Consider the following 23,798-nt stretch of genomic DNA (forward strand, 5'->3'; position numbering starts at 1 on the left):
ACTGGATCTGGATCTGGCTCAGCCACCCCGGGCGCGCTGGACGCCCCGGCCCCCGGCACCGCCACCGCCCCCACCCGCGCCGAACAGCCCGCCCCCGCCGCTCAGAGCTCCGCCTCTGGTGGACGATGAGTTCGTGCGTGCCGACGGCAGCGCCGCGTGCAGGTCGGCGAGGATGACCTGGTTACCGGCGGTGAGGCCGGACGTCACCTCGGTCCGGTCGGCCCCCACCGCCCCGGTGGTCACCCGGACGGTCACCGCCTTGCCCTTCCGCAGGACCGAGACCGTGCTCAGCCCGCCGACCCGGTGCACCGCCGAGGTCGGCACGGTCAGCATGTTCCGGACCTCCCGTACCACGATCGACACGGTCGCGCCGGTGCCGTCGAAGAGCTTCGTCCGCGTCGCCGCCAGTGCGATCTTGACGGGGTAGGTCGTGGTCGACCCGGTTGTGCTGTTCAGGACGCCGATCGAGGAGACGGTGCCGGTCAGCGGCGTCGACACGCCGTCGACGGTGACGTCGGCCCGGTCGCCGGGCCGCACCAGGTCCACGGCGGACAGCGGGACCGTGGTGACGACCTGCTTGCCACCGGCGCCGAGCACGGTGATGGCGTTGGTGCTGGAGAACGCGCCGACGGTCATCCCGGGTGAGATCGAGACGGCGGCCACCGTCCCGGTGACGGGGCTGGTCAGGGTCGTCTCCGCCAGGTTCTGCTGGGCCAGCGCCACCTGCGCGACAGCCGCGTCGATGGCGGCCTGGTCGGCCGCGAGCTGCTCGGCGGTGACGACCCTGGCCGCCCGGCTGGACGTACCGCCGCTGGACGTACCGCCGCCCACGCTGCGGGACGATCCCGCCGAGCTTCCGGAGCGGACGGTCGATCCTCCACCGGAGGAGTTGGGGGCGGGACCGTGGCTGGGGGCGGGAGCCGGCCCACCCGTCGCACCTGGCACCCACGGGGCCGGCGCGCTCAGCGGACGGGCGCTCGAAGTGGCTGGTTGGGTTGGTTGGGTTGGTTGGGCTGGTTCGGTCGGGATGGCCGAGGCGGCCGGAGCTGTCGGAGCGTCGGCTGTCGGAACGCCGGCTGTCGGAACGCCGGCTGTCGGAACGCCGGCTGTCGGAACGCCGGCCGTGCCGAGGTCGCGGACCGCAGCGTCCAGGTTCAGTTTGGCGGCGGCGAGTTGGGACACCAGCGTGGCCAGGTCCGACGACTGTGACGGCCCTGGCGATGTGCTGTACCTGGCGACGAGGGCACCGATCGCGTGCTGGCACTGGAGGGCGTCAACGGAACCGGTCGGGTCGGGATCCTCGATCTTCACCGTGTACGGCGTGCCCGCGTCTAGACCGGTGAAGGCATAGGAACCGGTCACGGAGGCGACCACGGCGCCGTCCCGGAGCAGAGTGATCGCGTCGTCGGCGCCGGCGGTCCCGCTGATCTTCCCGGTGGCGTCCGACGGGGCGGCGAGGACCGGCGTCGTCGTGTACGTGATCGGCGCGCGGGGCGGCCCGGCGACCACCACGCAGCCTCCGCCGGGGGACGTCAGCTTCCCGAGATCGGCGCCGAGGCCGGCCAGCACGCTGTCGAGGGACGACTGGGCATTCTCGACGTCCTGCTGCGCTGTGGTGACCGCCGTCAGGAGGGTGCCCGGCTCCGTCGTCCCGTTGTCCGTCGTCCCGGCTGGAGCCGCCGCCGGGGTCGGCGCCGGGGAGCGTCCGGTCGAGGAACTGATCAGTTCGATGCCGGCGGACGACGAGCCGCCCCGGAACGAGCTGCCCGTCACGTCTGCCAGGGAGGTGGCCACGGCCCCCGCCGCTGTGAACGTGCCCGGGCCCGTCCCCGAAGCGGTCGCCGACGAGGTCTGGCCCGACTCGTCCGCGGTCAGTGCCAGCCGCGCGTTCGCCAGCGTCGCGTTCGCCGCGTCCAGGGCTCGCCGCAGCGGCCCCGGGTCCAGGCCGGCCAGCGTCTGCCCGGCCGTGACCTGGTCACCGATCGCCACCGGCACGGCGGTCACCGTTCCGGCGACCGGAAACGCCAGTGTCGCCTTGTTGACTGTGGCCACCGTTCCGACCGAGGTGAGGGCCTGGGTCACCGACGCCATGCTGGCGGTGGCCAGCCGGTAGGAGGGCCCCGGGCCCGCCGTGACCGCGAGCCCCGTTCCGACGCCGGTACCASCCAACAGCACCGCTGCCGTGCCGCCCACCACGACCTTGCGGGGCCGACCCAACCGGCGGCGCGACGGCCGCGGCTTCTCCTCAGGCGCTGCCTTCTCGGACACTGCCCCTTCAGGCATTTGTGGACCCGGTGCGACCGGAGCCGGTGGCGCCGGAGCCCGCACTGCCGCCCCCCTGGCCGCCGAAGCCGCCGCCGCCGAAGCCGCCGCCGCCGAAGCCGGCGGTGCAGCGGCCGTTCGTCTTCGGGCTCAGCGTGATGTGGGTCGCCGTGACGGCGCCAGTGTCGTCGGTCTGGCCGTTCGCGGTCGCGCACTGCCCGACGGCCAGTGCCTTGGCCGCCGCGGTGACCGACTGGGTGTACCTGGTGTCCCCGTTGACCTGCGCAGTGTAGGTGATGGCTGCCCCGCTGCCGCTGCCGCTGCCGCTGCCGCTGCCGGTGACGGTGATGGTCGAGCCGGACACCGAGGCCACCTTGCCCTCCGCGCGCGCGCCGAATTCGTCTCGGAAGCCTCCCGGCCCTCGGGTGCCCAGCGAGCGCGGACGCGGGCTGCCGCTCGGCCGGGGCTGGCCGGTCGGCCGTCGCCCGGCGGTCGGCTGTGTGCAGGCGTCCCCGACCGGCTGGCTGATCAGCACCGTCGTGGCGGTGAACGAGGTGGGCCTCGGCCTGGGGCTGGGCGCCGCCGAGTCCGGCGTGCCACCGGTGCCGCCCGCGCCGCCGGCCGGCGAACCGGATGCCCCGTTCCCGGTCGGCACGTCGGCGGCGAAGACGCACACCCCTGGCCTGACGTCGGCGAGGGTCGCGGCGATGATCTGGGTGAACGTGGTCGTCCCGGTGAACTTCACCGTCACCTGCCCCGACGGCTGGCTCTGGACCTCGATGCTGCCGGAGCTGGCGCTGGCGGCGTCGACCTCGGCGATGGTGCCGAACGCGGCCGGGCCGCCGGCGCCGGATCCACGGCCCCCCTGACCGGGCGGGCCGCCCGGCTGGCCGGTGCTCGGACTGCCCTGTGCCGACGCCGCGGTCGAAGAGCCACCGCAGCCGGCGAGCGCCGCGACCAGCATGGTCGTGGCGGCGGCGAGGGCGAGCCGCGTCGGGCGGCCGCCGGTCAGGGACCTGGTGAGCGGTGCTTGACCAGTCAAGATCTCGATCCTCGTCCTGGGATGGCTACTCGCTGCGGAGTGCGTCGATGGGAGCCAGCCGGGCGGCCCGGCTAGCGGGGTAGACGCCGAAGGCGATACCGATGGCGACGGCCACGGCGATCGCGCCGAGCACCGCCCACCACACGATCGCCACCGGGTTGTCGATGAAGTGCGGCAGCACCAGGGCGCCGGTGATGCCCAACAGCGCGCCGACCACCCCGCCGGCGAAGCTGAGCACGGACGCCTCGGCCAGGAACTGGCGTCGGATCGCCGCCGGTGGTGCGCCCAACGCCTTGCGCAGCCCGATCTCGCGGGTGCGCTCGGTCACCGAGACCAGCATGATGTTCATCACGCCGATCCCGCCGACCAGCAGGGACAGTGCCGCGATGCCGGCCAGCAGCACGGTGAGGGTCTTGCTCACCGAGGTCGCGGTGTCCAGCAGCGACTGCTGGCTGATGATCGTGAAGTCGGCGCTGGCCGGGTTGGCGATGCCGTGCTGGTTCAGCAGCAGGTCGGTCGCCTCCTGATAGGCCGCTGAGAGCGTGGACGACGAACGTGCCTCGATGTAGATCGAGGAGACCGAGGTGCGGGTCGTCCCGCCGAACAGTCGGCTCGCCGCGGTGGACAGCGGCACGACCGCCTGGTCGTCGAGGTTGCTCGTGGTGTTCGAACCGGCCGGATCGAGCACCCCGACCACCGTGAACGGAATGTTGTTGATCGTCACGCTCTGGTCGACCGGGTCGCGTCGGCCGAACAACTGCTCGGCGGTGTCCGAGGCGAGGACGGTCACCGCCGCCGACTGGGCGTCGTCCGTGGTGGTGAGGAAACGGCCCTCGGCGAGGGTGCGGTTGCGCACCGGGYGCCAGGCCGCAGTCGTGCCGACCACCGTCGTCGTCCAGTTCGTGGCCCCGTTCACCAGCGTCAGTTGGCCCTGCTTGACCGGGGCGACCCCGACGATGTCCGGTGTGGAGACCGGTGACGACAATGCGGCCGCGTCCGTCATGGTCAGCGTCGAGGCGGAGCCGAACCCGCCGCGCAGGCCGGTRGTGGGGCTCGTCGAGCTGCCTGGCGAGACGATGAGCAGGTTGCTGCCCAGGGCACTGATCTGCGATCCGACCTTGTTCTGCGTGCCGACGCCGAGGCCCACGGTGAGCACCACCGCGGCGATCCCGATCAGGATGCCCAGCACAGTCAGCCCGGAGCGCAGCCGGTGCGTGCGGATCGCGTCCCACCCGGTGCGCAGCGTCTCCAGCCAGCCCATCAGGATGCCGCCGTGTCGGACTCGACCAGGCCGTCCCGGATCCGCACGACCCGGTGCGCCCGGGCCGCCACGTCCAGCTCATGAGTGATCAGGACGATCGTCCGGCCCTGCTGGTGCAGCTCGTCGAGGAGGTCCAGCACGTCACCGGTGGCGGTGGAGTCCAGGTTTCCGGTCGGCTCGTCGGCCAGGATGAGCGACGGGTCGCCGACCAGCGCCCGGGCCATCGCGACGCGTTGCTGCTGGCCGCCGGACAGCTCGCCCGGCCGGTGCTCAACCCGGTCGGCGAGGCCGACCCGGTCGAGTGCCGCGACGGCCCGCGCCCGGCGGACCTCGCGGCGCATCCCCCGGTAGGTCAGGGGCAGCTCGACGTTGCGCCACGCGGACAGCGACGGCAACAGGTTGAACTGCTGGAACACGAAGCCGATCCGGCGGTTGCGGATCTCGGCCAGGTCGGCCTCGCTCATCCCGCCGACGTCCTCCCCAGAGAGCCGGTAGCTGCCCGAGGTGAGCACGTCGAGGCAGCCGATGATGTGCATCAGCGTCGACTTCCCGGACCCGGACGGCCCGACGATCGCGACGTACTCGCCGGTTCCGATCCGGGCCGAGACACCACGCAGCGCCGTGACGTCCAGCGATCCCGCCCGGTAGGACTTGGTCACCTGGTCCAGCTCGATGACAGGGGCGTTGACGACGAGGGTGTCGTTGTCCGAATACGGCGGGAGCGGCGTCGCCGGACCCGCCGTCCCTCCCGACCTTGCCTGCTCTTGCCCTGCCTGCTCTTGTCCTGTCTGCTCTTGTCCTGCCGGTTCCTCCGGCGTCCAGGCCAGTTCGTTTTCCGTTGTCCCGACCACCTCAGCCACCCCCGCCGAAGCCGCCGCCCCGACCAGCGGAGCCGCCACCCCCGCCTCCGGGGAAACCGCCTCCGCCGCCGAACCCGGCACCGCCCCCGAACCTGCCCGTACCGCCCTGGCCCGTGGCCCGGCCCGGGCCGGTTCCGGACCCGCTCCGGGTGGCCACCTGCGGGGTGTCGACCACGACCTTGTCGCCTTCCGACAGCCCGGAGACGACCTGCGTGAAGCCGCCTCCGGTGGGTCCGGTCGTCACGGTCGTGGCGGTCTTCCTGCCGTTGGACAGGACGTAGACCGTGGGCTTGCCGTCGGCCTGAGTGATCGCCGCTGTCGGGACGACCAGAACGTCGCCGAGCTGCTTGTAGGTCAACGAGACTGTCGCGGTGTCACCCGCGTGCATCCCGCCGGGGCTGCCGGTCACCTTGATCATAACCGGGAAGGCTGCCGTCCCTCCGGAGCTCGACGCGATGAGGCCGACCGACGACACCGTCCCGTAGACCGTGTTCCTGCCGGCGTCGGAGGTGCCCGCACCGCCCTGGCTCGCGGGACCGGAACCGGCTCCCGGCCCGCCGCTACCGCCAGTTCCACCGCCAYCGCCGCCACCGCCGCCACCGGGGAGCCGGCCGATCGGCACGCCTCCGGTGCCACCCGTGCCCGGCACGATCGTCGCCTGGTCGCCCTTCGCGATCAGACCGACCCCGCTGGAGTCCACGGTGGCGTTTACGATCCACGAGTCGGTGCTGATCACCAGGATCTGTGCGCCGGACGACGAGCCGGACGAGCCCGACCCCGAGCCCGACCCCGACCCCGACCCGGCGGCCGACCCCAGGCCGGACGAGGCGGCGCCGCCCGATCCGGACCCGCCTGCCGAGCTCGCGGATCCGCCGGACTGGCCTGATCCGCTCCCGCCGGAGGATGCCGCCACCTGCTGGCCGACCACCAGGGACAGGCTCGCCACGACACCCTTGACCGGTGCGGTGAGAGTCGCGCCGTCCAGCGCGGCCTGCGCGGTCGACACCCCGTCGGTCGCGGTCGTCACCGAGGCCTGATCGACGGCGAGCTGTGTGCTGGACGCCCCGGAGTCCTGGTCGGAGGCTAGCTTGGCCTGGCTGTTCGCCAGCGTTAGCTTGGCTTGGACGAGACTCGCGGTCAACGACGCCGAGTCGATGGTCGCCAGCGGCTGGCCGGCGTTCACCGGGTCGCCCTCGCCCACCAGGACGCTGGTGACCTTCCCCGCCGCCGTGAAGTTCAGGGCTGCCTCGGTGGCTGGTTCGATCGTTCCGGTCGTCGTGATCGACTGTTTGATGGTCCCGATGCTGGCGGCGACGGTCCGCGACGAGGAGGCGGCCGGCCCGGACGAACCGCCGCGGGTGAACACGTAGGTCGTGACCGCCGCGGCGACGACGACTGCCGTGACCGTGGCGACCACCCACCGGTGGCGCGCGATCAGCCGGACTGGAGAGATCATGAGCCGCCGTTCGCGGATGGCAACTGATTCTGCACGGCGGCAAGCATCGCGGGGATAGCTGAACCTGGCCTTTACGGCACCTGTGCGTCAGCTATGAGTTCACCGGCCCATCGTCGCGGTTGGCGGTCGGGTCGAATGCTGGTGATTGATTGATGTGAATCCGGGGTTTGTGTTGTCGTGCCGTTCCGGCGGTGGTTCGCTGCCGGTGCCATTGCTGCTGGAGGCGATGGTCGACGCGCTGCTGGCCGGAGTGACGTCAGACCTCGACGAGCGCCAGCCCTGGCACGACCAGGTCGCCCAACTCGCTCATCGTCTGCACGAGGCACGGCTGTCTCGCCGCGACGGTGCTCGGCTGTTCGCGGGCGTCTTCTTTCCCCTGCCCGACGCGCTGGCGTACGGCGAACAATTGGTCTCCGCTCTCCGCGTGGGGGGACTGTCCAGCCGAGATGCCGCGTGGTCGACGGACACGATCACTTACTACGTGGTCAGTCACAGCACTGAGGAACAACTGAGGAACAACTCGCCGCCGCTCTGCCCGATCCGTCCGCGAGCGCCGCACGGCTCATTGGCCCGGTCGGTCCACGACGTCACCCGCAGCTGTTCGCTGCGCTCGACCATCTCCCTGCTCCGCACCAGAAGGAGCACTTCGACTTCGGCCTGCGTCTTGTCATCGGCGGCATCCGCCGTGCCGTCGGGTAAACAGGATCATGGGCGGCCGGTGCCTACCCGCGGCGATCCGAGTACCGTCGCCCAGGCCATGAGATGGCCCTCGGCCACGCGCCACGCGCCACGCGCAAGCCGTCCAACACGATCGCGATCCGCGTGGTGCGGTGCTCCCTGCTGGCGGTCGGATTGGCAGACCTGACGGCCTGCTGCTATTGGGAGATCAGGGTATCTGTCATTGGTAGAGTAGAGACACGGTCGACGCCGGCTCGCCGGCCGGTCATTTCATCATCGCGGGCAGCTCCGCACCGCGAGGGGCAGTGGTCCACTCGGGCGCGGGACGTATCGTGCCGCTGCGGACGCGCCCGCTGAGCATGGCCGAGCAGGACGTCGACAAGCCGACTGTGAGCSTCGCCGCGCCACGCCCCCGACGATGTGGCGCTGCAGGAGCAGGCAGAACACGAAGACCGGCAGGCAGGCCAGGTCGCTGCCGGCCCCCAGGCCGCGGCGATCCCGAGCACCGTCGGCACGAAGCCGATGGTGATCCGCACCTGGATGCACAGAGGGATGGCCTTGCTCGGGTGGTAGGCGGCCCGGGTGAGGCCGGTGACCACAGTAGTCGTTGGGGACGGGGCTTCTCGTAGGTCAACTCCTGTACCGGTGTGCCGGAATTTCCTAGAAACCGCGGTCCGTCGCCACCACGATGGTCCCATGATCTTGATTACTGGTGCGACCGGCACCGTCGGTCGCGAGGTGCTGYGCCTCCTAGTCGGCCGGGGCGCCCGGATTCGGGCGATGACGCGAGAACCAGCCCGTCTCCGTCTTCCTGATGGCGCGCTGATCGATGTCGTGCAGGCCGACTTCGAACGTGCTGACTCGCTCCACAGCGCGGTCGCTGGTGTGKACAGCGTCTTCCTGCTGACCGCTCCGAGCCCCACCGGCTCGGTCGCCGAGCATGACCTGGCCATGATTCAGGCGGCCCGTGCCTACGGCGTCCGGAAGGTTGTCAAGCTGTCCGCCATCGGCGGGAAAGCCGATGACGCCGACAATCTGCCCTCGCCCAGGCACCGTGCCGGCGAACAGGCGCTGGTCGCCAGCGGACTGACCTGGTCCGCGCCGGATTCGATCCGTCCATCGCGGACTCCGCCGTCGACGGCTACCAGCTCGTCCGGGACGGCGGTAACGCAGTCATCACCGACGATGTCGACCTGTTCGATATCAGGCCCCCGGCCAGCGCGGCTTCGTACGCGCCGAGTCCTGATGCGCCCAGCGGGCCGGCTCGGGCAGGGCAGATCCCGCCGGATCGGAACCGGGCCATGGCGAGGGCGGCGGCGCTTGAGGATCGGCTGTTCGCGACCGCGCCGCCACCGACGCGGGGCCGGGAACATGGTGCCTTCGGCCGGACCGTGCGCGGGGAGTGGGTGACCGCGGATCTGGTCGGCCCTTCCAACCTGCGCCTTTTCCTCGGCGTCCTCGACCGGCCGCTGGAACCCGCGCAGCTGGGCGCCTACCGCCGGCAGYGTGGCGCCGCCAGCCGCGACTTCGATCGGCTCCAGGTTGCCGTCGGGCGGCGGTTGATGGTCGTCGTGGCCCGTGGCACGGACCGTGAGCCCGACTGGGTGGAAGTGACCGGCCATCTCGGGCCCCCGCAGGCTGGCGAGGTCTGACGCCGGGACCCATCGACGAAGTCTCCCTACGGCGGCGCGCACGGCGACGCTAGAAGGTGTCACAGGGCGGACCCTGAGCGTAGGAGCCGGGGATGGTCAGGGCGTAGCCGATCAAGGTGATGGGCGGGACCGAGGACGGCTTGCCGGGCGGCAGTCGCGAGGATGGCCTGTGCGCGGGCGGGGAGGCCGAGCCGGTTCCAGTGGAAGATCACGTGTAGTGCGATGATGGCACGTATCCAACGGGTAAGCTGGCCCTCTTCGCGGAGCTTCCGGAGCGTTCCGCCCGCGTCCTCGAACGCGTCGAGCCAGCTGCCGAGGAGGTCTGCGCGGGCTTCGCCGACGAGGAGACGGTGGACGTCGCCTGTGAAGGAGGCCCAGACCTGCGGGTCCGACGGCGGGTTGGCGAAGACCGAGCGCTGCTCTGCGATCCGTGCCCAGACATCTCCTTGCTCGTTGAAGTCGAGTCCTGCGGTGCGCATGAGCGCCGTGCACAGCACGAGGGAGTGTTCGCGCCGGTCGGTCGGGTTGGTGGCGAGGAACGACAGCAGGTGGTTGCTGTCGTGGTGGAACAGCTCGTGGGCGGCGTTCATGCTGGCGGGGCCGCCGAAGGCGTGGACCTCTGGCTCGTAGATGTCGGCGGTCCAGCGGACTCCATCGGTGAGCAGCGCGTGGGGGCGGTCGGTGGTCGTGTCGTACTGGCCGTCCGTGTCCTGCGCGGTCAGGTAGCGGATGCGCCAGGCGCCCTTGCGGATGAAGAACCAGGAGGTGATGAGCCCGTCCGCCTCGGCGCGGGGCAGGATGCGCGCCAGGTGACCGATGGCTTGGTCTTCCCGCCCGCGGGGCTGCGGGCCGGGGTAGCGGATGTTCAGCTGTTTCCATGGGGTCTCGTGCATGTCGGGCCTTCCGGTCAGCAAAGCAGGAGGCAGGCGTCCCAAGACGTCGTGGTCCCGGCCACGGCGAGCTCGGCCCCGGCCGACCCGTCGAGGAAGCCAGGGGATGCGTCCGCCGCAGCGGCGGTGTCCTGGTGCAGACGCAGCAGCGGTGCGAGGGCGATAGGGGTTCGCGCGTCGGCCGCGATCCGGCGTGCGGTGGCGAGTAGCCCGGCGGTCCCGTGGCAGAGGCCGGGTTCAGTGAGCCGGGCCAGTTGGGCCGGGTCGCGGATGCAGGCGGCGAACGCCGTTTCAGCGAGGTGCTCGCGGGTGGTGTCGCCGAGGGCGCGGGCGGCGAGCTGTTGGGTGCGGGCGATACCCGGAGCGCCGTAGCACCACGACGGCCGCAGCGGGCCGCGTTGGCGGGGCTCGCCGCGGTCGAGGTCGTCGAGCGTGACGAACTCCGGCCACCACGATCCTTCGCTGGCTGGCCGCCGCCAGGTATCGAGCCACTGGCAGATCGTCCTGAGCGCCTGTTCCTGTCCGTCGACTCGGACGCCGTCGAGCAGGGCGAGGGCCAGAAGCGCGGCGGGGCCCGTGATGCCGTGGGCGATCCCGTGGTTGCCATGCCCACCGGGCGGGCCGGCCTTCGTGCGGCTGGGGCCGTGGGGGCACCACCAGCCGGGCAGGCCGTCGATCGGCTCCGTGAGAAGCACCAGGTAGGCGAGGACCTCGCGGAGCAGGTCAAGATCGTCGAGGCGGYGGGCTACGACGCCGAGCCCGGTCACCCCGCCGGGCCGGGCGKCCACATGACGGCGCCCGCAGCCGCACACGACCCGGTAGAGATCATGCTGGGTCACGGTCGACCCGGGCCGGGGTGAGATCGTGGGACTGGTGCGAACGGGCGACCCCCGCCGGCCTCGCCCCGGCCAGCGCCGCCCCGCAGTCACACACCCCGACCGGAAAATGCGCCTCGACCCGGGGTCCGGGTCCTCCCGCCAAGCCAGCGTCCACCCGTCCTGCCCGGCTGCTTACCACGTTTCTTCTTCCCGCCCCCGGCGGCACGGCGCTCAGCCCGGTTCGGCCCCACCCGGCCCGGCAGCACCCCGTCCGACGACGGCGGCAACGACGGGTTCCCCGAGTTCCGCGAGCCCGCCCGCCTCAACCGGTCGACCTCCGCCGCCAGCTCCTCGACCCGACGTTCCTGCCCAGCCAGCCGCTCCTCCCGCTCGGCGATCCCGGCCCGCAGCTGTTCGATCAGCCCCGCCCGCGCCACCACGAGAGCAACCAGCTCCTCACGCGACATCTCCTCCGGYGGCGGCACCCCACCACATCACCACACGCACCAGATCCGATGCGCCACACATCAGCCAACAGTCGGACCCGGAACGAGCGCCAACCACTCACAGCAACATCAACAATGAAGCTGAATGTTTACGACGGGCCATGGTGCGGATCATGGCCCAGTGGACGAAGGTRGCAGAGCTGGCCGGGTCGCGTTCGTAGTCCCGAGCGAGGCGGCGGTGRYCGRCGATCCAGGCCAGGGTGCGGTTCCACCACCCACCGCTTCGGAAGCGGCTGGAAGCCTTTCTGTCCTTCCTTCTTCCGGACGATCTCCACGGTGGTCTTCATGACGGTGGCGGCCCAGGTCACGAACCGGCCGGCGAACCCGCCGTATGCTCGGACTACTACGAGACCTCCGTCCCGCTCCACGGCCCTCGGCCGGCCACGAACCTGCCCGCCACCAGACARGACAGAGGTTGTCGAGGAACGTGAGCAGGCTGTCCGGTGGCCGGTAGCGTTGGGCCTACGACTCTCGGACGCGAAGACCCGCGTACGTCAGGACTGCTCCCGCCCTTCCCGGCATGCCCCGGTCAAGGCTGTCCTCAGCTACGTCGTCCACGAACAGGAACCGGCAGCTGGGGGCGGTGAAGTAGTGGTCGACCAGCAGTTGGCGGGCGCCGTCGCGGTCCTGACGGTTCGTTCGTTCGGGCGCTGACGCATGGTCGGCGGCCGGTGGCGATCACCACCGATAAGGCACCTGTCTACCCGAGGCTCCTCGACGAGCTGCTGCCYGGGATGCCTGCCATGTCGACGCCGCCCGGGAGAACAACCGGATCGAAGCCGACCACGGCCGACTCAAAGCACGACGCCGCGCGGGCTGAAATGGCTGCGCTCGGTCCAAACTCTCAGCGCCGGACACGCCTTAGTCCAGAACGTCCGCCGCGGCCACTTCCGAACTCGGGATCGACAGCAACCCACAGCTGAGGCTGGCCGCCGCGTTCACCGAACTCGCTACCGCTATCTGACCGACAGACGCCCCGGCCCGCTGGCATGCCCAGCTTCCCCGTAACGCAACAGAGCCCCCGGGGATCACCCTCGGCTTGCTGGCAGGCGGACACGTCGCCGACGGCCACGTCCGCGCCGGCGCCGCCGTCAGTCCTTTCCGAACAGGCCGAGATAGCGGCGGGAGCTGTTCGGGCTCAGGTTCGGGTTGTGCAGGGAGGATTGCACGTTGTCAGCTTCCGCGTTGTTGTAGTAGGCCTCGTAGGCGAGGAGTCCGGCGTTCGCCGCGAAGAACTCGTGCATCTTCTCGATGTAGAACGGGTTGTCGCCGCCACCGCCGGTCGAGCGCACCAGTCCCCATTCGGGGACGGCGAACCGCTTGCCGTGGGCGCGGGCGAAGGCGGCGACGGTGCACAGCCCGGAACGCTGCTGGCATTGCCGGGTCCAGACCTGCTCCGTCGTGGACGCCGGATAGGAGTCGTAGGAGTCGATGCTGACGACGTCGACGTAGGCGTCGCCGGGGTAGGCGGACCAGACGTCCGCGCCGCTGCCGGGCAGRCTGTCGCGGTGCGCGGTCATGTTCCAGTCGATCTTCACGTGCGGAGCGGTCGACCGGATCGCGGTGGCGGCGTGTTGGAAGCAGCTTTTCCACGCCTGCGGATCCCGGACGTGCCACCAGAACCAGTCCCCGTTGAACTCCCAGCCGAGGCGCACGTAGGCGTCGCCGCGGCCGTACTTCGACAGAGTCTGCCCGAACTGGGCCCAGTAGCCGTCGTACTCACCGCGAGCGCACGCCTGTTCATTGCCGTTCTGCGGGTACAGCGGTYGCGCCACCGACAGCTCCCCGGGAAAGGCTGCCCGGGTGAACGCCCCGACCGGCCAGGACGCCGTGGTGATGCTCGGCCAGTTGGCGCGGTCCRTGAAAACGATCGCGAGGTCGACGGGACGGCGGGTCCACGCCGCCCACGCGGTCACGTCTGCCGGGAAGTTTCCATTGGCGCCGGATACCCAGCCCAGCCCGGACGGTGCCGGCTCCACGGCGGAGGGGGGCGTGGTGGTTGGTGACGGCCGCGGAGCGCGGGGACGCTCGGGCTGATCCGAGCAGGCCGCCACGCCCARCACAACAGCCATCACCATCGTCAGTGCGGTCAGCGGCATCCATAACGGCCTGCCCGGGCGAGCCCGGTACCCGGCCCGACCTCGCTGCCGGGCCGTCACGCTGCACGTTCCATCGGGTCCCTCGGTCCTTCCTGGCGCTCCGGTACCACGAAAACCAACCATACCGTTACGTCAGTGTCGTATCGGACAGTCGTCGCGGATGTGGCGGGCGAGCCCAGGATCGATCATGCTGGCAGGTCGGTCGATCGCGGCGATCAGATGCCGGAGAACACCGAGCCCCCGCGGGTACTGCTCCACGGGGACACCTGGACCTGCTTGACTTCGATAAGAGTGGCGGCGTGCCGCCATATTTGCTCAGTTGACGGCACGCAGGCTGGTACCGCCCCTCCTGCGCAACCGGTTCAACGTGTCGGCGGTCGTGTCGTCGGCGGGAAGGAATACCACCAGCTGCTGAGCATCGGCGGGTGGGAGCTCCAGGACCTCGCGGTCAAGCCGCAGTTCACCAACCACGGGGTGTGTCCACCGCAGCGGACCGCGCCGTGGTAGCGCGTGCCGGTTCAGTCGCTGAGTGAAGTCGTCGCCGGCGACCGGAGCGAGTTCCGCCCTGAATTGGGCCGAGCGCTCGGCCGACGGGCCGTGCCACAGGTCGAAGGCTCGTTCGTCGGCGATCTGATCCCATTCCGGGAAGACCTCGCGGGCGCGCCTGTCGGTGAAGACGAAGCGCGTGAGGTTGGGCCTGTCGGTATCGAGCAGCCCCGACGGTCGGGCGACCAGGTCGAAGCCACTGGTGTACGCGAGGATGTCACCCAGGCGGTTGGTGACCAGTGCGATCCCTGGCTCGAGCTGGTCGAGCAGCTTGAGCACTGTCTGCCTGACCTCCAGCCGAGGTTGGGTGAGCGGGCCGATACACACGCCAGCGGCGATCTTGGCCAGGTAGCGCAGGTGCTCCCGCTCGGAGACGTCGAGGCGCAGCGCGTCGGCGAGCGCGTTGACGACGGAGGCCGATGGGTTGCGGTCGCTCCCCTGCTCGATCCGGACGAGATACTCAACGCTGATTCCTGCCAGCGAAGCCAGCTCCGACCGCCGTAGCCCCGGGACGCGGCGCCGGGGGCCTGCCGGCAGGCCGAGCGTCTCGGGCCGGGTGGCATCGCGCCTGGCGCGGAGGAAGTCACCCAGCGGCGTACTCACGCTCTTCACTGTAAGACCGGCACGGCCTCGGTACGCCGTCCGAGGCTGGCCCTATCAGGGCCAGCCTGCGCTCGGTCTGGCTGCCGCTGCCGGCGCGACCGAACATGTGACGCATGAGCGAAACCAGCAAACTTGTCATCGTCGTCGGCAGCGTGCGCGAGGCGAGGTTCGGACCGGTCGTGGCCTCATGGGTCGCCGAACAGGCCTCCGCGCATGGGAGCTTCGACGTAGAGGTCGTCGACCTCGCCGACTTTGAGATCCCCCTATCCCTGCCCGCCGCGTCGCCGAAGTACGCCGGAGACTCATACCCGCGCCCGGCGGGCATGGCACCCCTGACCGCGCGACTCGACGCCGCGGACGCGTTCGTCCTAGTAACCCCCGAATACAACCATAGTTACCCGGCGTCACTGAAGGCTGCCATCGACTGGCACTTCACCCAGTGGACCGCGAAGCCGGTCGCTTTTGTCAGCTACGGCGGCGCGGCGGGTGGTCGGCACGCGGTCCTGCACCTGGAGAACGTCCTCACCGAGCTGCACGCGGTGACCATTCGCGACGGGCTGGCATTCCCGAACTACTTCGTGAACTGGGATGCTGGCCGGCCAGCTGATCCCGACGCTCCCGGCTACGCCAAGACGTTGTTCAACCAGCTTGCCTGGTGGGCCGCCGCACTCCAGAAGGCACGCGCCGAGGTGCCCTACCCTGACTAGTGTCTCGTGATGATGGGCCCGCAGGCCCCCTCCTCGCGCAGCTGATCGGTGAGCTGTCGACAACGGACCCCGCGGGCGTGCCGTCGGGCAGGCCGACCGCGGCGCTGTGGACGTTGACGTGCATGACCCGGTTGGCCCCGTTCGGTGTTACCGGCCGCCCGCGGCGCCGCGGCGGGCGAACTCCTCCTGGGTGAGGTGTTCCGGGCAGTCGACCCGGATGTCGGACGGTCCGAGGCGGTAGTCGAAGAACGCGCAGCGGTGAACAGTGGGTTGGGCGTGGCGGGCGGGTCGGGCGTGGCGGGGTGCGGGTTCGAAGTGCCGGCAGGTGGTGCACGCGCGCGTCACGCTGATCAGATGTTCGGCGTGCAGGCATTCCAGCAGGTCCAGGAGGGTTGCGAGCAGGTGCTCGCCGTCCGGGCGGGGGATCCTGGAGGTCGCTACCTCGACCGGGGCGGTCCACCGGGAGACCGCGTGCGCGGTCCGTTGGCCGTCGGCGGTGAGGTGTAGCCGGTAGTGACGCCGGTCGGCGGGGTCCTGCTGGCGGCCTACGAGCCCTTTGCGGCGCAGGGCCGCCACGGCGTCGCTGACGGTGGGGTCGGCCACGTCGAGTTCACGTGCCAGCGCGCTGGTTCGGGCCGGCGGGGGTGGTCCCGCATAGATGCGGGCGAGGACCCGAAGCTGGGTGGGGGACAGGTCGTGCGCCTCGGCCAGGCGGCGGGCGAGCACCTGCAGGGCCTCGCCGATCCGGTCGAGGGCGGCCACGATCTTCGCGTCGAGTCCGGGGTGGCGTTCCTCGGGGGTGCCGGGCGGTCTCACGCGCACGGTCCGAACGCCGCGTGTATCGCCAGCACCGCTGCCTCCTGCCGTTGGGACTTTCCCGGGTTCGCGACGGCCGACCCGCCGCGAGGGTCGTAACGGGGAAGGTCGGAACCCGCGAGTGGACCTTAGCAATCCGATCCGCCCGGACCGGATCGTTAGGAGTCCTTGACATCAAAGGTCGTCCCGCACATAGTTCTCCTTGTCGACTGAAATTGTCGAGATAGCGGCCGATGCCGGGTTGGGCCGTGCGGCGCGGGAGCGTCGCCGGACCGGGCGGGTTCGGTCCGCGTCCGTGGGGGAACACCAAGGAGGCGAGCATGCCGAAGCTTGCCCGCAGTGACTGGTACGACCTTGCCCGCGACACCAACTGGTCGTTTGGCTATGTGTCCGAGCAGGACGTCTTCCCAGAGGAGCTGTCGGGGACGGGCCGGGTCCCAGCCGAGGGGTGGCTGGCCTGGGACGAGCCATACAAGATCACTTATCGGGAGTACGTGCACAACCAGGTGACGAAGGACACCACGACGTACTCGGTCAAGAACGCGATCGCCCGCTCGGCGCTGTTCGAGAAGCTCGACCCGGGATGGAAGTCGGTGATCCTGGCGCACTACGGCGCGATCACGATGCCGGAGTACCTCGCCTCCATCGGTGAGGCGCGGATGGGCCGGTTCGGGCGGGCGGYGGCGTGGCGCAATACGGCGACGTTCGGCACGCTCGACGAGGTCCGGCACGGCCAGATCCAGGCGTTCTTCCCCTATGGGTTGATCGGGAAGGAGCCGCGGGCCGACTGGGCGCTCAAGGCGTTCCACACGAACGACTGGATCGTGCTCGCGGTCCGGCAGCTGTTCGACGACATGTTCGTCGCCAACGACGCKCTGTCGATCGCGCTGCAGCTMACCTTCACCCTTGAGACCGGTTTCACGAACCTGCAGTTCCTCGGCATGGCGGCCGACGCGATCAAGGTGGGCGACCTGGAGTTCGGATCGCTGATCTCCAGTATCCAGACGGACGAGGCCCGCCATGCCCAGCAGGGCGAGCCGACCATCAAGATCCTTGCCGAGGGCGGCCACAAGGACTGGGGCCAGTTCCTCATCGATCACATGTTCTGGCGGTCATGGCGGGTGTTCGCGCTGCTGACCGGCCTGTCGATGGACTACTACACCCCGCTCGAGCATCGGACGATGTCGTTCAAGGAATTCATCGAAGAGTGGGTGATCAAGCAGTTCTCCGACCAGTTCCGGGACTTTGGCCTGGAGTATCCGTGGTACTGGGAGGAGTTCGTCAACGAACTCACCTGGTACCACCACGCGATTCACCTCGGGGTGTGGAACTGGCGGCCGACGGTCTGGTGGAACCCGGACGCCGGCGTCTCGGCGGACGAGCGGGTGTGGCTGGAGGAGAAGTACCCGGGCTGGAACCGCACGTTCGGCAAGTACTGGGATGTCATCGGCGACAACATCCGCGCGGGGAAGGTCGAGGCCACCTTCCCGGRGACGCTGCCGTTGGTGTGCAATCTGTGCCAGCTGCCGATCGTGCGGGCCGCCGGCGTGGAGGCCGGCGCGCTGGCCTCGGCCGCTCCGCTGCGCCACACCCACGGGGGCCGTGACTACCTGTTCTGCTCGGAACCCTGCAAGTGGATCTTCGCGCGGCGTCCGGAGCGGTTCGCCGGGCACCGGTCGCTGGTGGACCGGTTCCTCGCCGGCGAGATCAGCCCGCCCGACCTCGGCGGCGTGCTCGCCTACATGGGGCTGTCGCCGGCCGAGCAGGGACAGGATGCCACCGGCTACGCCTGGGCGCAGGCCGCGGCGGCGGGCGCAACCGGCGCCAGGGCGGCACGGCGATGACGTCTTGGGCACAGGTGACCCCCGGAGCGCGGGAGCACTGCCACGAGTACGTCCACGAGTACGTCCACGAGCACTCCGAGGGGGCCCGATGGCTCTGCTGCCGCTGAGCGCGGTTTTCGAACACGACTTCGTGTCGCTGCTGGTGGCGGTGGACGACGCCGACACCGTCGAGGTCGTCGGCCAAAAGATCGCTCACCACGTTGTGGGCCGGCGTCTGCCGGCCAGCGACGCGCCGGTGGGGATCCGCCACAACGGTCAGGTGCTCGCCCGCGAGGCGCGCATCGGCGAGGCCGGCGTCGGCCCGCTCGACCATGTCGAAGCCTTCTTCGATGAGTAGCGCGTTGGCGGGTGGTGCGTCGGCGGGCGGTGCGTCGGCGGGTGGTGCGTCGGCGGGTGGCACCACAGTGGCGTGGACCGACGTCGCCTCGCTGGACGAGGTGTGGGAAGGCGATGTGCTCGAGGTGACCGCGGGCGCCGAGCAGGTGCTGCTGGCACACCTGCCCGGCGGGGCGCTACGGGCGTACCAGGCGGTGTGCCCGCACTCGCGGTTCCCGCTGGTCAACGGCGCCGTCGAGGACGGGGTGCTCACCTGCGCCGCGCATCATTGGGAGTTCGACCTGGCGACCGGCGAGAGCCTCAACCCGAGCGACTGCCGGCTGTACAGCTTCCCGGTGCGCGCCGACGGCGAGCGGATCATTGTCGGGATCCCACCCGACGGCCGACGTCACTACCACCGCTGCCGTGGCGATGCGACCGCGGCCCCGACGGGGAGACGATTTTCATGACCGCCGACTCCAGCCGCCTGGTAGGCCCCATCGTCCGCGGATTCGATCCGGACGTCGTCGAGGCACTGCACGCCGCGATCGAGAAGGACAACCCCGACCAGACGCTGGTCGTGGAGGACCGCAACGGCTACGTGCGCATCAACGCGCCCCGCTTCCTGCGGGTCACCCGCACCAGCCTGGAGGAGGCCGCCGGCCGGTCCGTCCCGCTCGCCACCCTCGAACCCGCCCTCGCCGGCTTTGCCGGGCGGATGCGGTACGTGAGCGACGACGAACTCGTCTGGTACCTGGACCGGAAGGACTGAGGATGACCACCTCCCCCACGGCGAGGCCTCTGCGCACCTGGAGTGTGTTCGACGGGGCCCGCCGCAAGCCCAACGAGTACGAGACCGTCACCGGCCACTTCCACTACCACTTCGGGCGGCAGCCGGCCCCGTTCGACCTTGATCCCAACAGTCCGATCAACCGGTGGTACCTGCGCTACCGCGAGGGCTCGCCGCTGCGGGGCGTGGACTGGGAGGAGTTCCGCGACCCCGCCCAGCTCAACTACCGCCGCTACATCGCCCTGCAGCACGACCGGGAGATCTACGCCGAAGGTGTCGTCGACCACTTCGAGGCCCTCGATGCGGATGCCGGCCTGGACCCGGTCTGGGTGGGCGTCCTCGCGCGGCTTTACCTGCCCGCCCGCTACCTGTTCCACGTGCTGCAGATCACCAGCCTGTACGTCGGCCAACTCGGACCCAGCGCCTACGTCAGCAACGCCGCGTTCTTCCAGGCCGCCGACGAACTGCGCGCTCTGCAGTGGATCGCCTACCGGGCCAAGGCGCTGTCGTTGGTCCACGGCGCCGACCTCGCCGACAGCCGGGTCACCCGACGGTTCTGGGAAGACGACCCGGCCTGGCAACCCGCCCGAGAGGCGCTGGAGCGGTTGCTGGTCGCCTACGACTGGGCGGAGGCCTTCACGGCACTGAACCTCGTCGTCAAGCCGGCGCTCGACACCCTGCTCAAGACCGCCCTCGCCGATCTCGCGGACGCCAACGGCGACGGCCTGACCGCCCAGCTGCTGCGCGAGTCCGGCGTCGACGGCGCCCGCAGCCGGGCGTGGAGCGCGGCCCTGGCCCGCCACGCCATCGCCGGACGCCCCGACAACGCCGCGGTTCTCGCCGCCTGGGAAGAAAACTKGCGCCCCCGCGCGGAGAAGGCCGTCGCGGGCTTGGCGGCCCTGTTCGACAATGCCCCGAACCCGGCCAGCCCGGCCGAGGTCGCCACCACCGTCGCCGCGACCACCGCGGCGTTCCGTGCCTCCTGGACCGGCACGGCGGATCCTGCCTGAACCGGCGGATCCCGCCTGAACCTCCGGCCTCCACCACCGATCCGCCCCCGGGAAGGACCCATGTCCGTCACCGACGACTACCTGACCAACAACGCCGCCTACGCGAAGACCTTCGCCGGGCCGCTTCCGCTGCCGCCGTCCAAGCACATCGCCGCCGTCGCCTGCATGGACGCACGGCTCAACGTCTACGCGATCCTTGGCCTGGGCGACGGCGAGGCTCACGTCATCCGCAACGCCGGCGGCGTCGTCACCGACGACGAGATCCGTTCCCTCGCGATCAGCCAGCGCCTGCTCGGCACCCGCGAGATCATCCTGATCCACCACACCGACTGCRGCATGCTGACCTTCACCGACGACGATTTTAAACGCTCGATCCAGGACGAGACCGGGATCAAACCAGAATGGGCCGTGGAGTCGTTTACCGACCTGGCCGAAGACATACRCCAGTCGATTGCGCGGATCAAGGCGAGCCCGTTCATCCCGCATACCGACGCCATCCGCGGCTTCATCTTCGATGTTGCCACCGGACTGCTCACCGAAGTCGCGTGATATCCGCCTGCCGCACCCTGCTGTTCAGCGCCTTCGAGTATCGACTCACCATTACCGGCGTCATCATCGGTTCTTTCTGACGGCACCGTATTTCTGACGATGCCGTATTTCTGGCGGCACCGGGCTTCGCCCGCCGTCGGGGTGCTTCGGGGATCCGTACCGTCGATCCGCGAAGCACCCCTGGGGGCCAGGTGGGTGGGGTCGGTGGGCGGCACCGGAGCCGGTGATTCCCACCGGCCCGACCCACCGGCCCCACCCGTCACCTGGTCAGTGGGTCAGCCGCGCTTGCGGCCGGACTCACCGAGAGTGATCTGGTCGCCGTTGACGATGCCGGCCCGGCGCAGCGCCTCGGCGATCGCGCCGTCCGGCACGCTGGATCCACCGCGGCCACCGGAACCGTTCCTGCCACCGGCACCGCGCCCGCCGGCACCACCGCGTTCGCCACTCGCGGTGCCCCGGCCGCCATTCCGCCGATCACCATGATCACGGCTTCCGCCGCGTCCGGCGCCCGCACCCGCGGCTCCCCGCCGGTCACCCTCGCCGTCCCGGCGGCCCGGGCCCCCGGCACCGGCCTCGTCGTCCAGCCGCAGCGTCAGCGAGATCCGCTTGCGGGGGATGTCGACGTCGAGAACCTTCACCGTCACGATGTCGCCGGGCTTGACGACCTCGCGCGGATCGCTGACGAAGTTCTTCGACATCGCCGACACGTGCACCAGGCCGTCCTGGTGAACGCCGATGTCGACGAAGGCCCCGAACGCGGCGACGTTCGTGACGGTCCCCTCCAGGGTCATGCCGGGGACCAGGTCCGCGAGCGTCTCGATCCCCTCGGTGAATGCCGCCGTCCTGAAGGCCGGCCGCGGGTCACGGCCGGGCTTCTCCAACTCGGCGAGGATGTCGGTGACGGTCGGCAGGCCGAAGGTGTCGTCGACGAACTCGCTCGGCTTCAGGGCTCGCAGGACCGCCCCGTTGCCGATGAGGGAGCCGAGGTCGCCGCTGGTCGCCGCGAGGATGCGCCGCACCACCGGGTAGGACTCGGGGTGCACGCTGGAGGCATCCAGCGGGTCGTCCCCGTCGGGGATGCGCAGGAAGCCGGCGCACTGCTYGAACGCCTTCGGCCCGAGGCGGGGGACGTCCTTCAGGGCGGCCCTGGTCTGGAACGGCCCGTGCGTGTCGCGGTGGCGCACCACGCTCTCCGCGAGGCTCGCCCCGATTCCGGACACCCGGGTCAGCAGCGGGGCGGACGCGGTGTTGACGTCCACCCCCACCGCGTTCACGCAGTCCTCGACCACCGCGTCCAGGGACGACGACAGCCGGGACTCGGACAGGTCGTGCTGGTACTGCCCAACCCCGATCGATTTCGGGTCGATCTTCACCAGCTCCGCGAGCGGGTCCTGCRGCCGCCGGGCGATCGACACGGCCCCGCGCAGTGAGACGTCGAGCCCCGGAAGCTCCGCCGCGGCGTAGGCGGACGCCGAGTACACCGACGCCCCCGCCTCCGAGACCGTCACCTTCGTCAGCGACAGCTCCGAGTGCCGGCGGAYGAGGTCCTCGGCGAGCTTGTCGGTCTCCCGGGAGGCCGTCCCGTTCCCGATCGAGATCAGGTCGACGCGATGCTCCCGGGCGAGCCGGGCCAGGGTGGCGATCGACTCGTCCCACCGCCGCGCCGGGACGTGCGGATGAATGGTGTCGGTGGCGACCACCTTGCCGGTCGGGTCGACCACGGCGACCTTCACTCCGGTGCGGTACCCCGGGTCGAGACCCATGGTCGCCCGGGTTCCGGCYGGCGCCGCGAGCAGCAGGTCACGCAGGTTCGCCGCGAACACCCGCACGGCGGTGTCCTCGGCGGCCGTCCACAGCCGCATCCGTAGATCGATGCCGAGGTGCACGAGGATGCGGGTGCGCCAGGCCCAGCGGACCGTGTCGAGGAGCCACCGGTCCGCCGGTCGGCCCGCGTCGGAGATCCCGAACGCCTCGGCGATCCGCGTCTCGTAGTCGGTCGGCCCGGGCGGCGGGGCGGCGTCCGGCTCCGCCGGCACGTCCGGTTCGAGGGTCAGGTCGAGGATCTCCTCCTTTTCCCCCCGGAACGCCGCGAGGATGCGGTGCGACGGCAACGAGGTGAACGGCTCCGAGAAGTCGAAGTAGTCCGAGAACTTCGCCCCCGCCTCCTCCTTGCCCTCCCGGACCCGGGATACCAGGACACCACGCGACCACATCCGCTCGCGCAGCGTGCCGATCAGGTCGGCGTCCTCGGCGAACCGTTCGACGAGGATCGCCCGCGCCCCCTCCAGCGCGGCACCCGCGTCGGCCACACCCTTCTCCGGATCGACGTAGGCCGTCGCCGTGGCGTACGGGTCGAGCGAGGGGTCGCCCAGCAGGCTCTCCGCCAGCGGTTCGAGGCCGGCCTCCCGGGCGATCTGCGCCCTGGTCCGCCGCTTCGGCTTGAAGGGCAGGTAGATGTCCTCCAACCGGGCCTTGGAGTCGGCGGCGAGGATCTGCGCCTCCAGGGCGTCGTCCAGCTTGCCCTGCGACCGGATCGATTCGAGGATCGCGGCGCGCCGATCCTCCAGCTCCCGCAGGTAACGCAGCCGTTCCTCCAGCGTGCGCAGCTGCGTGTCGTCGAGGGTGCCGGTCGCCTCCTTGCGGTAGCGGGCGATGAAGGGCACGGTGGCACCACCGTCGAGCAGGTCGACCGCCGCCGTCACCTGCCCCTGGCGCACGCCGAGCTCCTCGGCGATCCGCTGATGGATGGAACGCTGCGGGACAGATGTCGTCGTCACAATCCCTGATCCGCCTTCTCGTCGATCTTCGGTCGCCGGGCCGGGGTCGGCCGCGTCGTCGCTCGGGCGCCGCGCGGTGAGACCCGCGCCGACGCCCTGACTGCGAGACTACGGGTGATCACGAGGTTTTCCGCCCGCGGGCGGCGGTCCCGGTGCGCGTTCCCGCGTTCCCGCGTTCCCGCGGCCTCCTGGTCTCGAGCGCCGGCCTCCTGGTCTCGGGCATCGTCCCCGCGTGGCGCGGTCACGGCGGCGACCGGCCCGGCCCGGCGTGGTCCGCCCGGCCGGAGAACCGGTTCCGGGCTGGTCGGGTCGTTTCC

Annotated in this window: 20 protein-coding genes and 3 pseudogenes; 9 read left to right on the forward strand and 14 right to left on the reverse strand. The window is 70.6% G+C overall.

What is annotated here, in order from left to right:
• Positions 1–18: 18 nt before the first annotated feature.
• The 6 genes from Manayef4_RS07565 to Manayef4_RS25805 form a co-directional block, all read right to left on the reverse strand.
• Complete coding sequence (locus Manayef4_RS07565; protein ID WP_254665512.1) at positions 19–2,268, reverse strand: biotin/lipoyl-binding protein; 2,250 nt, start codon at positions 2,266–2,268, stop codon at positions 19–21.
• A gap of 7 nt (positions 2,269–2,275) precedes the next feature.
• Positions 2,276–3,304: a DUF5666 domain-containing protein gene (locus Manayef4_RS07570; protein ID WP_254665513.1), complete on the reverse strand. Its 1,029-nt coding sequence runs from the start codon at positions 3,302–3,304 to the stop codon at positions 2,276–2,278.
• Positions 3,305–3,329: 25 nt separating this feature from the next.
• A complete protein-coding gene (locus Manayef4_RS07575; RefSeq protein ID WP_070131103.1) occupies positions 3,330–4,565 on the reverse strand; it encodes an ABC transporter permease in 1,236 nt (411 codons plus the stop codon).
• Positions 4,565–5,239 (reverse strand): ABC transporter ATP-binding protein, encoded by a 675-nt coding sequence (locus Manayef4_RS07580; protein ID WP_148214928.1) that lies wholly within the window; start codon positions 5,237–5,239, stop codon positions 4,565–4,567. Before Manayef4_RS07580 ends, Manayef4_RS07575 begins: the two co-directional genes overlap by 1 nt.
• 178 nt (positions 5,240–5,417) lie before the next feature.
• The gene (locus tag Manayef4_RS07585; protein ID WP_070131104.1) at positions 5,418–6,881 is read right to left on the reverse strand and encodes a biotin/lipoyl-binding protein; all 1,464 of its coding nucleotides are present in this window, start codon (positions 6,879–6,881) and stop codon (positions 5,418–5,420) included.
• A gap of 256 nt (positions 6,882–7,137) precedes the next feature.
• Positions 7,138–7,287: a hypothetical protein gene (locus Manayef4_RS25805; protein WP_232234986.1), complete on the reverse strand. Its 150-nt coding sequence runs from the start codon at positions 7,285–7,287 to the stop codon at positions 7,138–7,140.
• Positions 7,288–8,860: 1,573 nt separating this feature from the next.
• On the opposite strand from Manayef4_RS25805, the gene Manayef4_RS07595 reads away from it, so the two are divergent.
• A complete protein-coding gene (locus tag Manayef4_RS07595) occupies positions 8,861–9,211 on the forward strand; it encodes a hypothetical protein (protein WP_070131105.1) in 351 nt (116 codons plus the stop codon).
• 59 nt (positions 9,212–9,270) lie between these two features.
• Here Manayef4_RS07595 and Manayef4_RS07600 read toward each other — a convergent pair whose 3' ends face one another.
• The 4 genes and pseudogenes from Manayef4_RS07600 to Manayef4_RS26595 form a co-directional block, all read right to left on the reverse strand.
• On the reverse strand, positions 9,271–10,104 hold the full coding sequence (locus Manayef4_RS07600; RefSeq protein ID WP_083282336.1) for a thiopeptide-type bacteriocin biosynthesis protein: 834 nt from the start codon (positions 10,102–10,104) through the stop codon (positions 9,271–9,273).
• Positions 10,105–10,118: 14 nt separating this feature from the next.
• Positions 10,119–10,871, reverse strand: a pseudogene (locus Manayef4_RS07605) (lanthionine synthetase C family protein); the annotation flags it as partial.
• A gap of 155 nt (positions 10,872–11,026) precedes the next feature.
• Positions 11,027–11,386 carry a hypothetical protein gene (locus Manayef4_RS07610; RefSeq protein ID WP_139140032.1) on the reverse strand — a complete coding sequence of 120 codons (360 nt, stop codon included), beginning with the start codon at positions 11,384–11,386 and terminating at the stop codon, positions 11,027–11,029.
• A 97-nt stretch (positions 11,387–11,483) separates the two neighbouring features.
• A pseudogene (locus tag Manayef4_RS26595) lies at positions 11,484–11,754 on the reverse strand (transposase); the annotation flags it as partial.
• 315 nt (positions 11,755–12,069) lie between these two features.
• Here Manayef4_RS26595 and Manayef4_RS22650 point away from each other — a divergent pair.
• A pseudogene (locus Manayef4_RS22650) lies at positions 12,070–12,389 on the forward strand (DDE-type integrase/transposase/recombinase); the annotation flags it as partial.
• A gap of 127 nt (positions 12,390–12,516) precedes the next feature.
• Here the strand turns inward: Manayef4_RS22650 and Manayef4_RS07615 are convergent.
• Both Manayef4_RS07615 and Manayef4_RS07620 read right to left on the reverse strand, forming a co-directional pair.
• A complete protein-coding gene (locus Manayef4_RS07615; protein WP_349257429.1) occupies positions 12,517–13,497 on the reverse strand; it encodes a glycosyl hydrolase in 981 nt (326 codons plus the stop codon).
• 342 nt (positions 13,498–13,839) lie between these two features.
• Positions 13,840–14,673 carry a helix-turn-helix transcriptional regulator gene (locus tag Manayef4_RS07620; RefSeq protein ID WP_011434677.1) on the reverse strand — a complete coding sequence of 278 codons (834 nt, stop codon included), beginning with the start codon at positions 14,671–14,673 and terminating at the stop codon, positions 13,840–13,842.
• Between the two features lie 113 nt (positions 14,674–14,786).
• On the opposite strand from Manayef4_RS07620, the gene Manayef4_RS07625 reads away from it, so the two are divergent.
• The gene (locus Manayef4_RS07625; RefSeq protein WP_011434678.1) at positions 14,787–15,380 is read left to right on the forward strand and encodes an NAD(P)H-dependent oxidoreductase; all 594 of its coding nucleotides are present in this window, start codon (positions 14,787–14,789) and stop codon (positions 15,378–15,380) included.
• Positions 15,381–15,527: 147 nt separating this feature from the next.
• On the opposite strand, the gene Manayef4_RS07630 is transcribed toward Manayef4_RS07625, so the two are convergent.
• A complete protein-coding gene (locus Manayef4_RS07630; protein ID WP_011434679.1) occupies positions 15,528–16,202 on the reverse strand; it encodes a MarR family winged helix-turn-helix transcriptional regulator in 675 nt (224 codons plus the stop codon).
• A 314-nt stretch (positions 16,203–16,516) separates the two neighbouring features.
• Between Manayef4_RS07630 and Manayef4_RS07635 the strand changes: the two genes are divergently transcribed.
• The 6 genes from Manayef4_RS07635 to Manayef4_RS07660 all read left to right on the forward strand — a co-directional run bounded on the left by Manayef4_RS07635 (position 16,517) and on the right by Manayef4_RS07660 (position 20,704).
• Positions 16,517–18,040 (forward strand): aromatic/alkene/methane monooxygenase hydroxylase/oxygenase subunit alpha, encoded by a 1,524-nt coding sequence (locus Manayef4_RS07635; protein WP_070131133.1) that lies wholly within the window; start codon positions 16,517–16,519, stop codon positions 18,038–18,040.
• Positions 18,041–18,128: 88 nt separating this feature from the next.
• Positions 18,129–18,377, forward strand: coding sequence for a toluene-4-monooxygenase system B family protein (locus tag Manayef4_RS07640; protein WP_011434681.1), 249 nt, complete (start codon positions 18,129–18,131; stop codon positions 18,375–18,377).
• Positions 18,370–18,825 carry a Rieske 2Fe-2S domain-containing protein gene (locus Manayef4_RS07645; RefSeq protein ID WP_116289936.1) on the forward strand — a complete coding sequence of 152 codons (456 nt, stop codon included), beginning with the start codon at positions 18,370–18,372 and terminating at the stop codon, positions 18,823–18,825. Before Manayef4_RS07640 ends, Manayef4_RS07645 begins: the two co-directional genes overlap by 8 nt.
• A complete protein-coding gene (locus tag Manayef4_RS07650) occupies positions 18,822–19,127 on the forward strand; it encodes an MmoB/DmpM family protein (protein ID WP_011434683.1) in 306 nt (101 codons plus the stop codon). Before Manayef4_RS07645 ends, Manayef4_RS07650 begins: the two co-directional genes overlap by 4 nt.
• A gap of 2 nt (positions 19,128–19,129) precedes the next feature.
• Complete coding sequence (locus tag Manayef4_RS07655) at positions 19,130–20,155, forward strand: aromatic/alkene monooxygenase hydroxylase subunit beta (RefSeq protein WP_070131107.1); 1,026 nt, start codon at positions 19,130–19,132, stop codon at positions 20,153–20,155.
• 60 nt (positions 20,156–20,215) lie between these two features.
• Positions 20,216–20,704, forward strand: a complete 489-nt coding sequence (locus Manayef4_RS07660; RefSeq protein WP_070131108.1) for a carbonic anhydrase — start codon at positions 20,216–20,218, stop codon at positions 20,702–20,704.
• A 275-nt stretch (positions 20,705–20,979) separates the two neighbouring features.
• On the opposite strand, the gene Manayef4_RS07665 is transcribed toward Manayef4_RS07660, so the two are convergent.
• Positions 20,980–23,481 carry a Tex family protein gene (locus Manayef4_RS07665; RefSeq protein ID WP_070131109.1) on the reverse strand — a complete coding sequence of 834 codons (2,502 nt, stop codon included), beginning with the start codon at positions 23,479–23,481 and terminating at the stop codon, positions 20,980–20,982.
• Positions 23,482–23,798 lie beyond the last annotated feature (317 nt).

Origin of the sequence: Frankia sp. CgMI4 (assembly GCF_001756285.1) — a bacterium.
Classification (GTDB): Bacteria; Actinomycetota; Actinomycetes; order Frankiales; family Frankiaceae; genus Frankia; species Frankia casuarinae.

Bases quoted from the DNA above. Each gene is read 5' to 3' on its own strand.
- Manayef4_RS07610 (WP_139140032.1), bottom strand. From the start codon at position 11,386: ATGTCGCGTGAGGAGCTGGTTGCTCTCGTGGTGGCGCGGGCGGGGCTG.
- Manayef4_RS07600 (WP_083282336.1), bottom strand. From the start codon at position 10,104: ATGCACGAGACCCCATGGAAACAGCTGAACATCCGCTACCCCGGCCCG.
- Manayef4_RS07645 (WP_116289936.1), top strand. From the start codon at position 18,370: ATGAGTAGCGCGTTGGCGGGTGGTGCGTCGGCGGGCGGTGCGTCGGCG.
- Manayef4_RS07625 (WP_011434678.1), top strand. From the start codon at position 14,787: ATGAGCGAAACCAGCAAACTTGTCATCGTCGTCGGCAGCGTGCGCGAG.
- Manayef4_RS07650 (WP_011434683.1), top strand. From the start codon at position 18,822: ATGACCGCCGACTCCAGCCGCCTGGTAGGCCCCATCGTCCGCGGATTC.
- Manayef4_RS07640 (WP_011434681.1), top strand. From the start codon at position 18,129: ATGGCTCTGCTGCCGCTGAGCGCGGTTTTCGAACACGACTTCGTGTCG.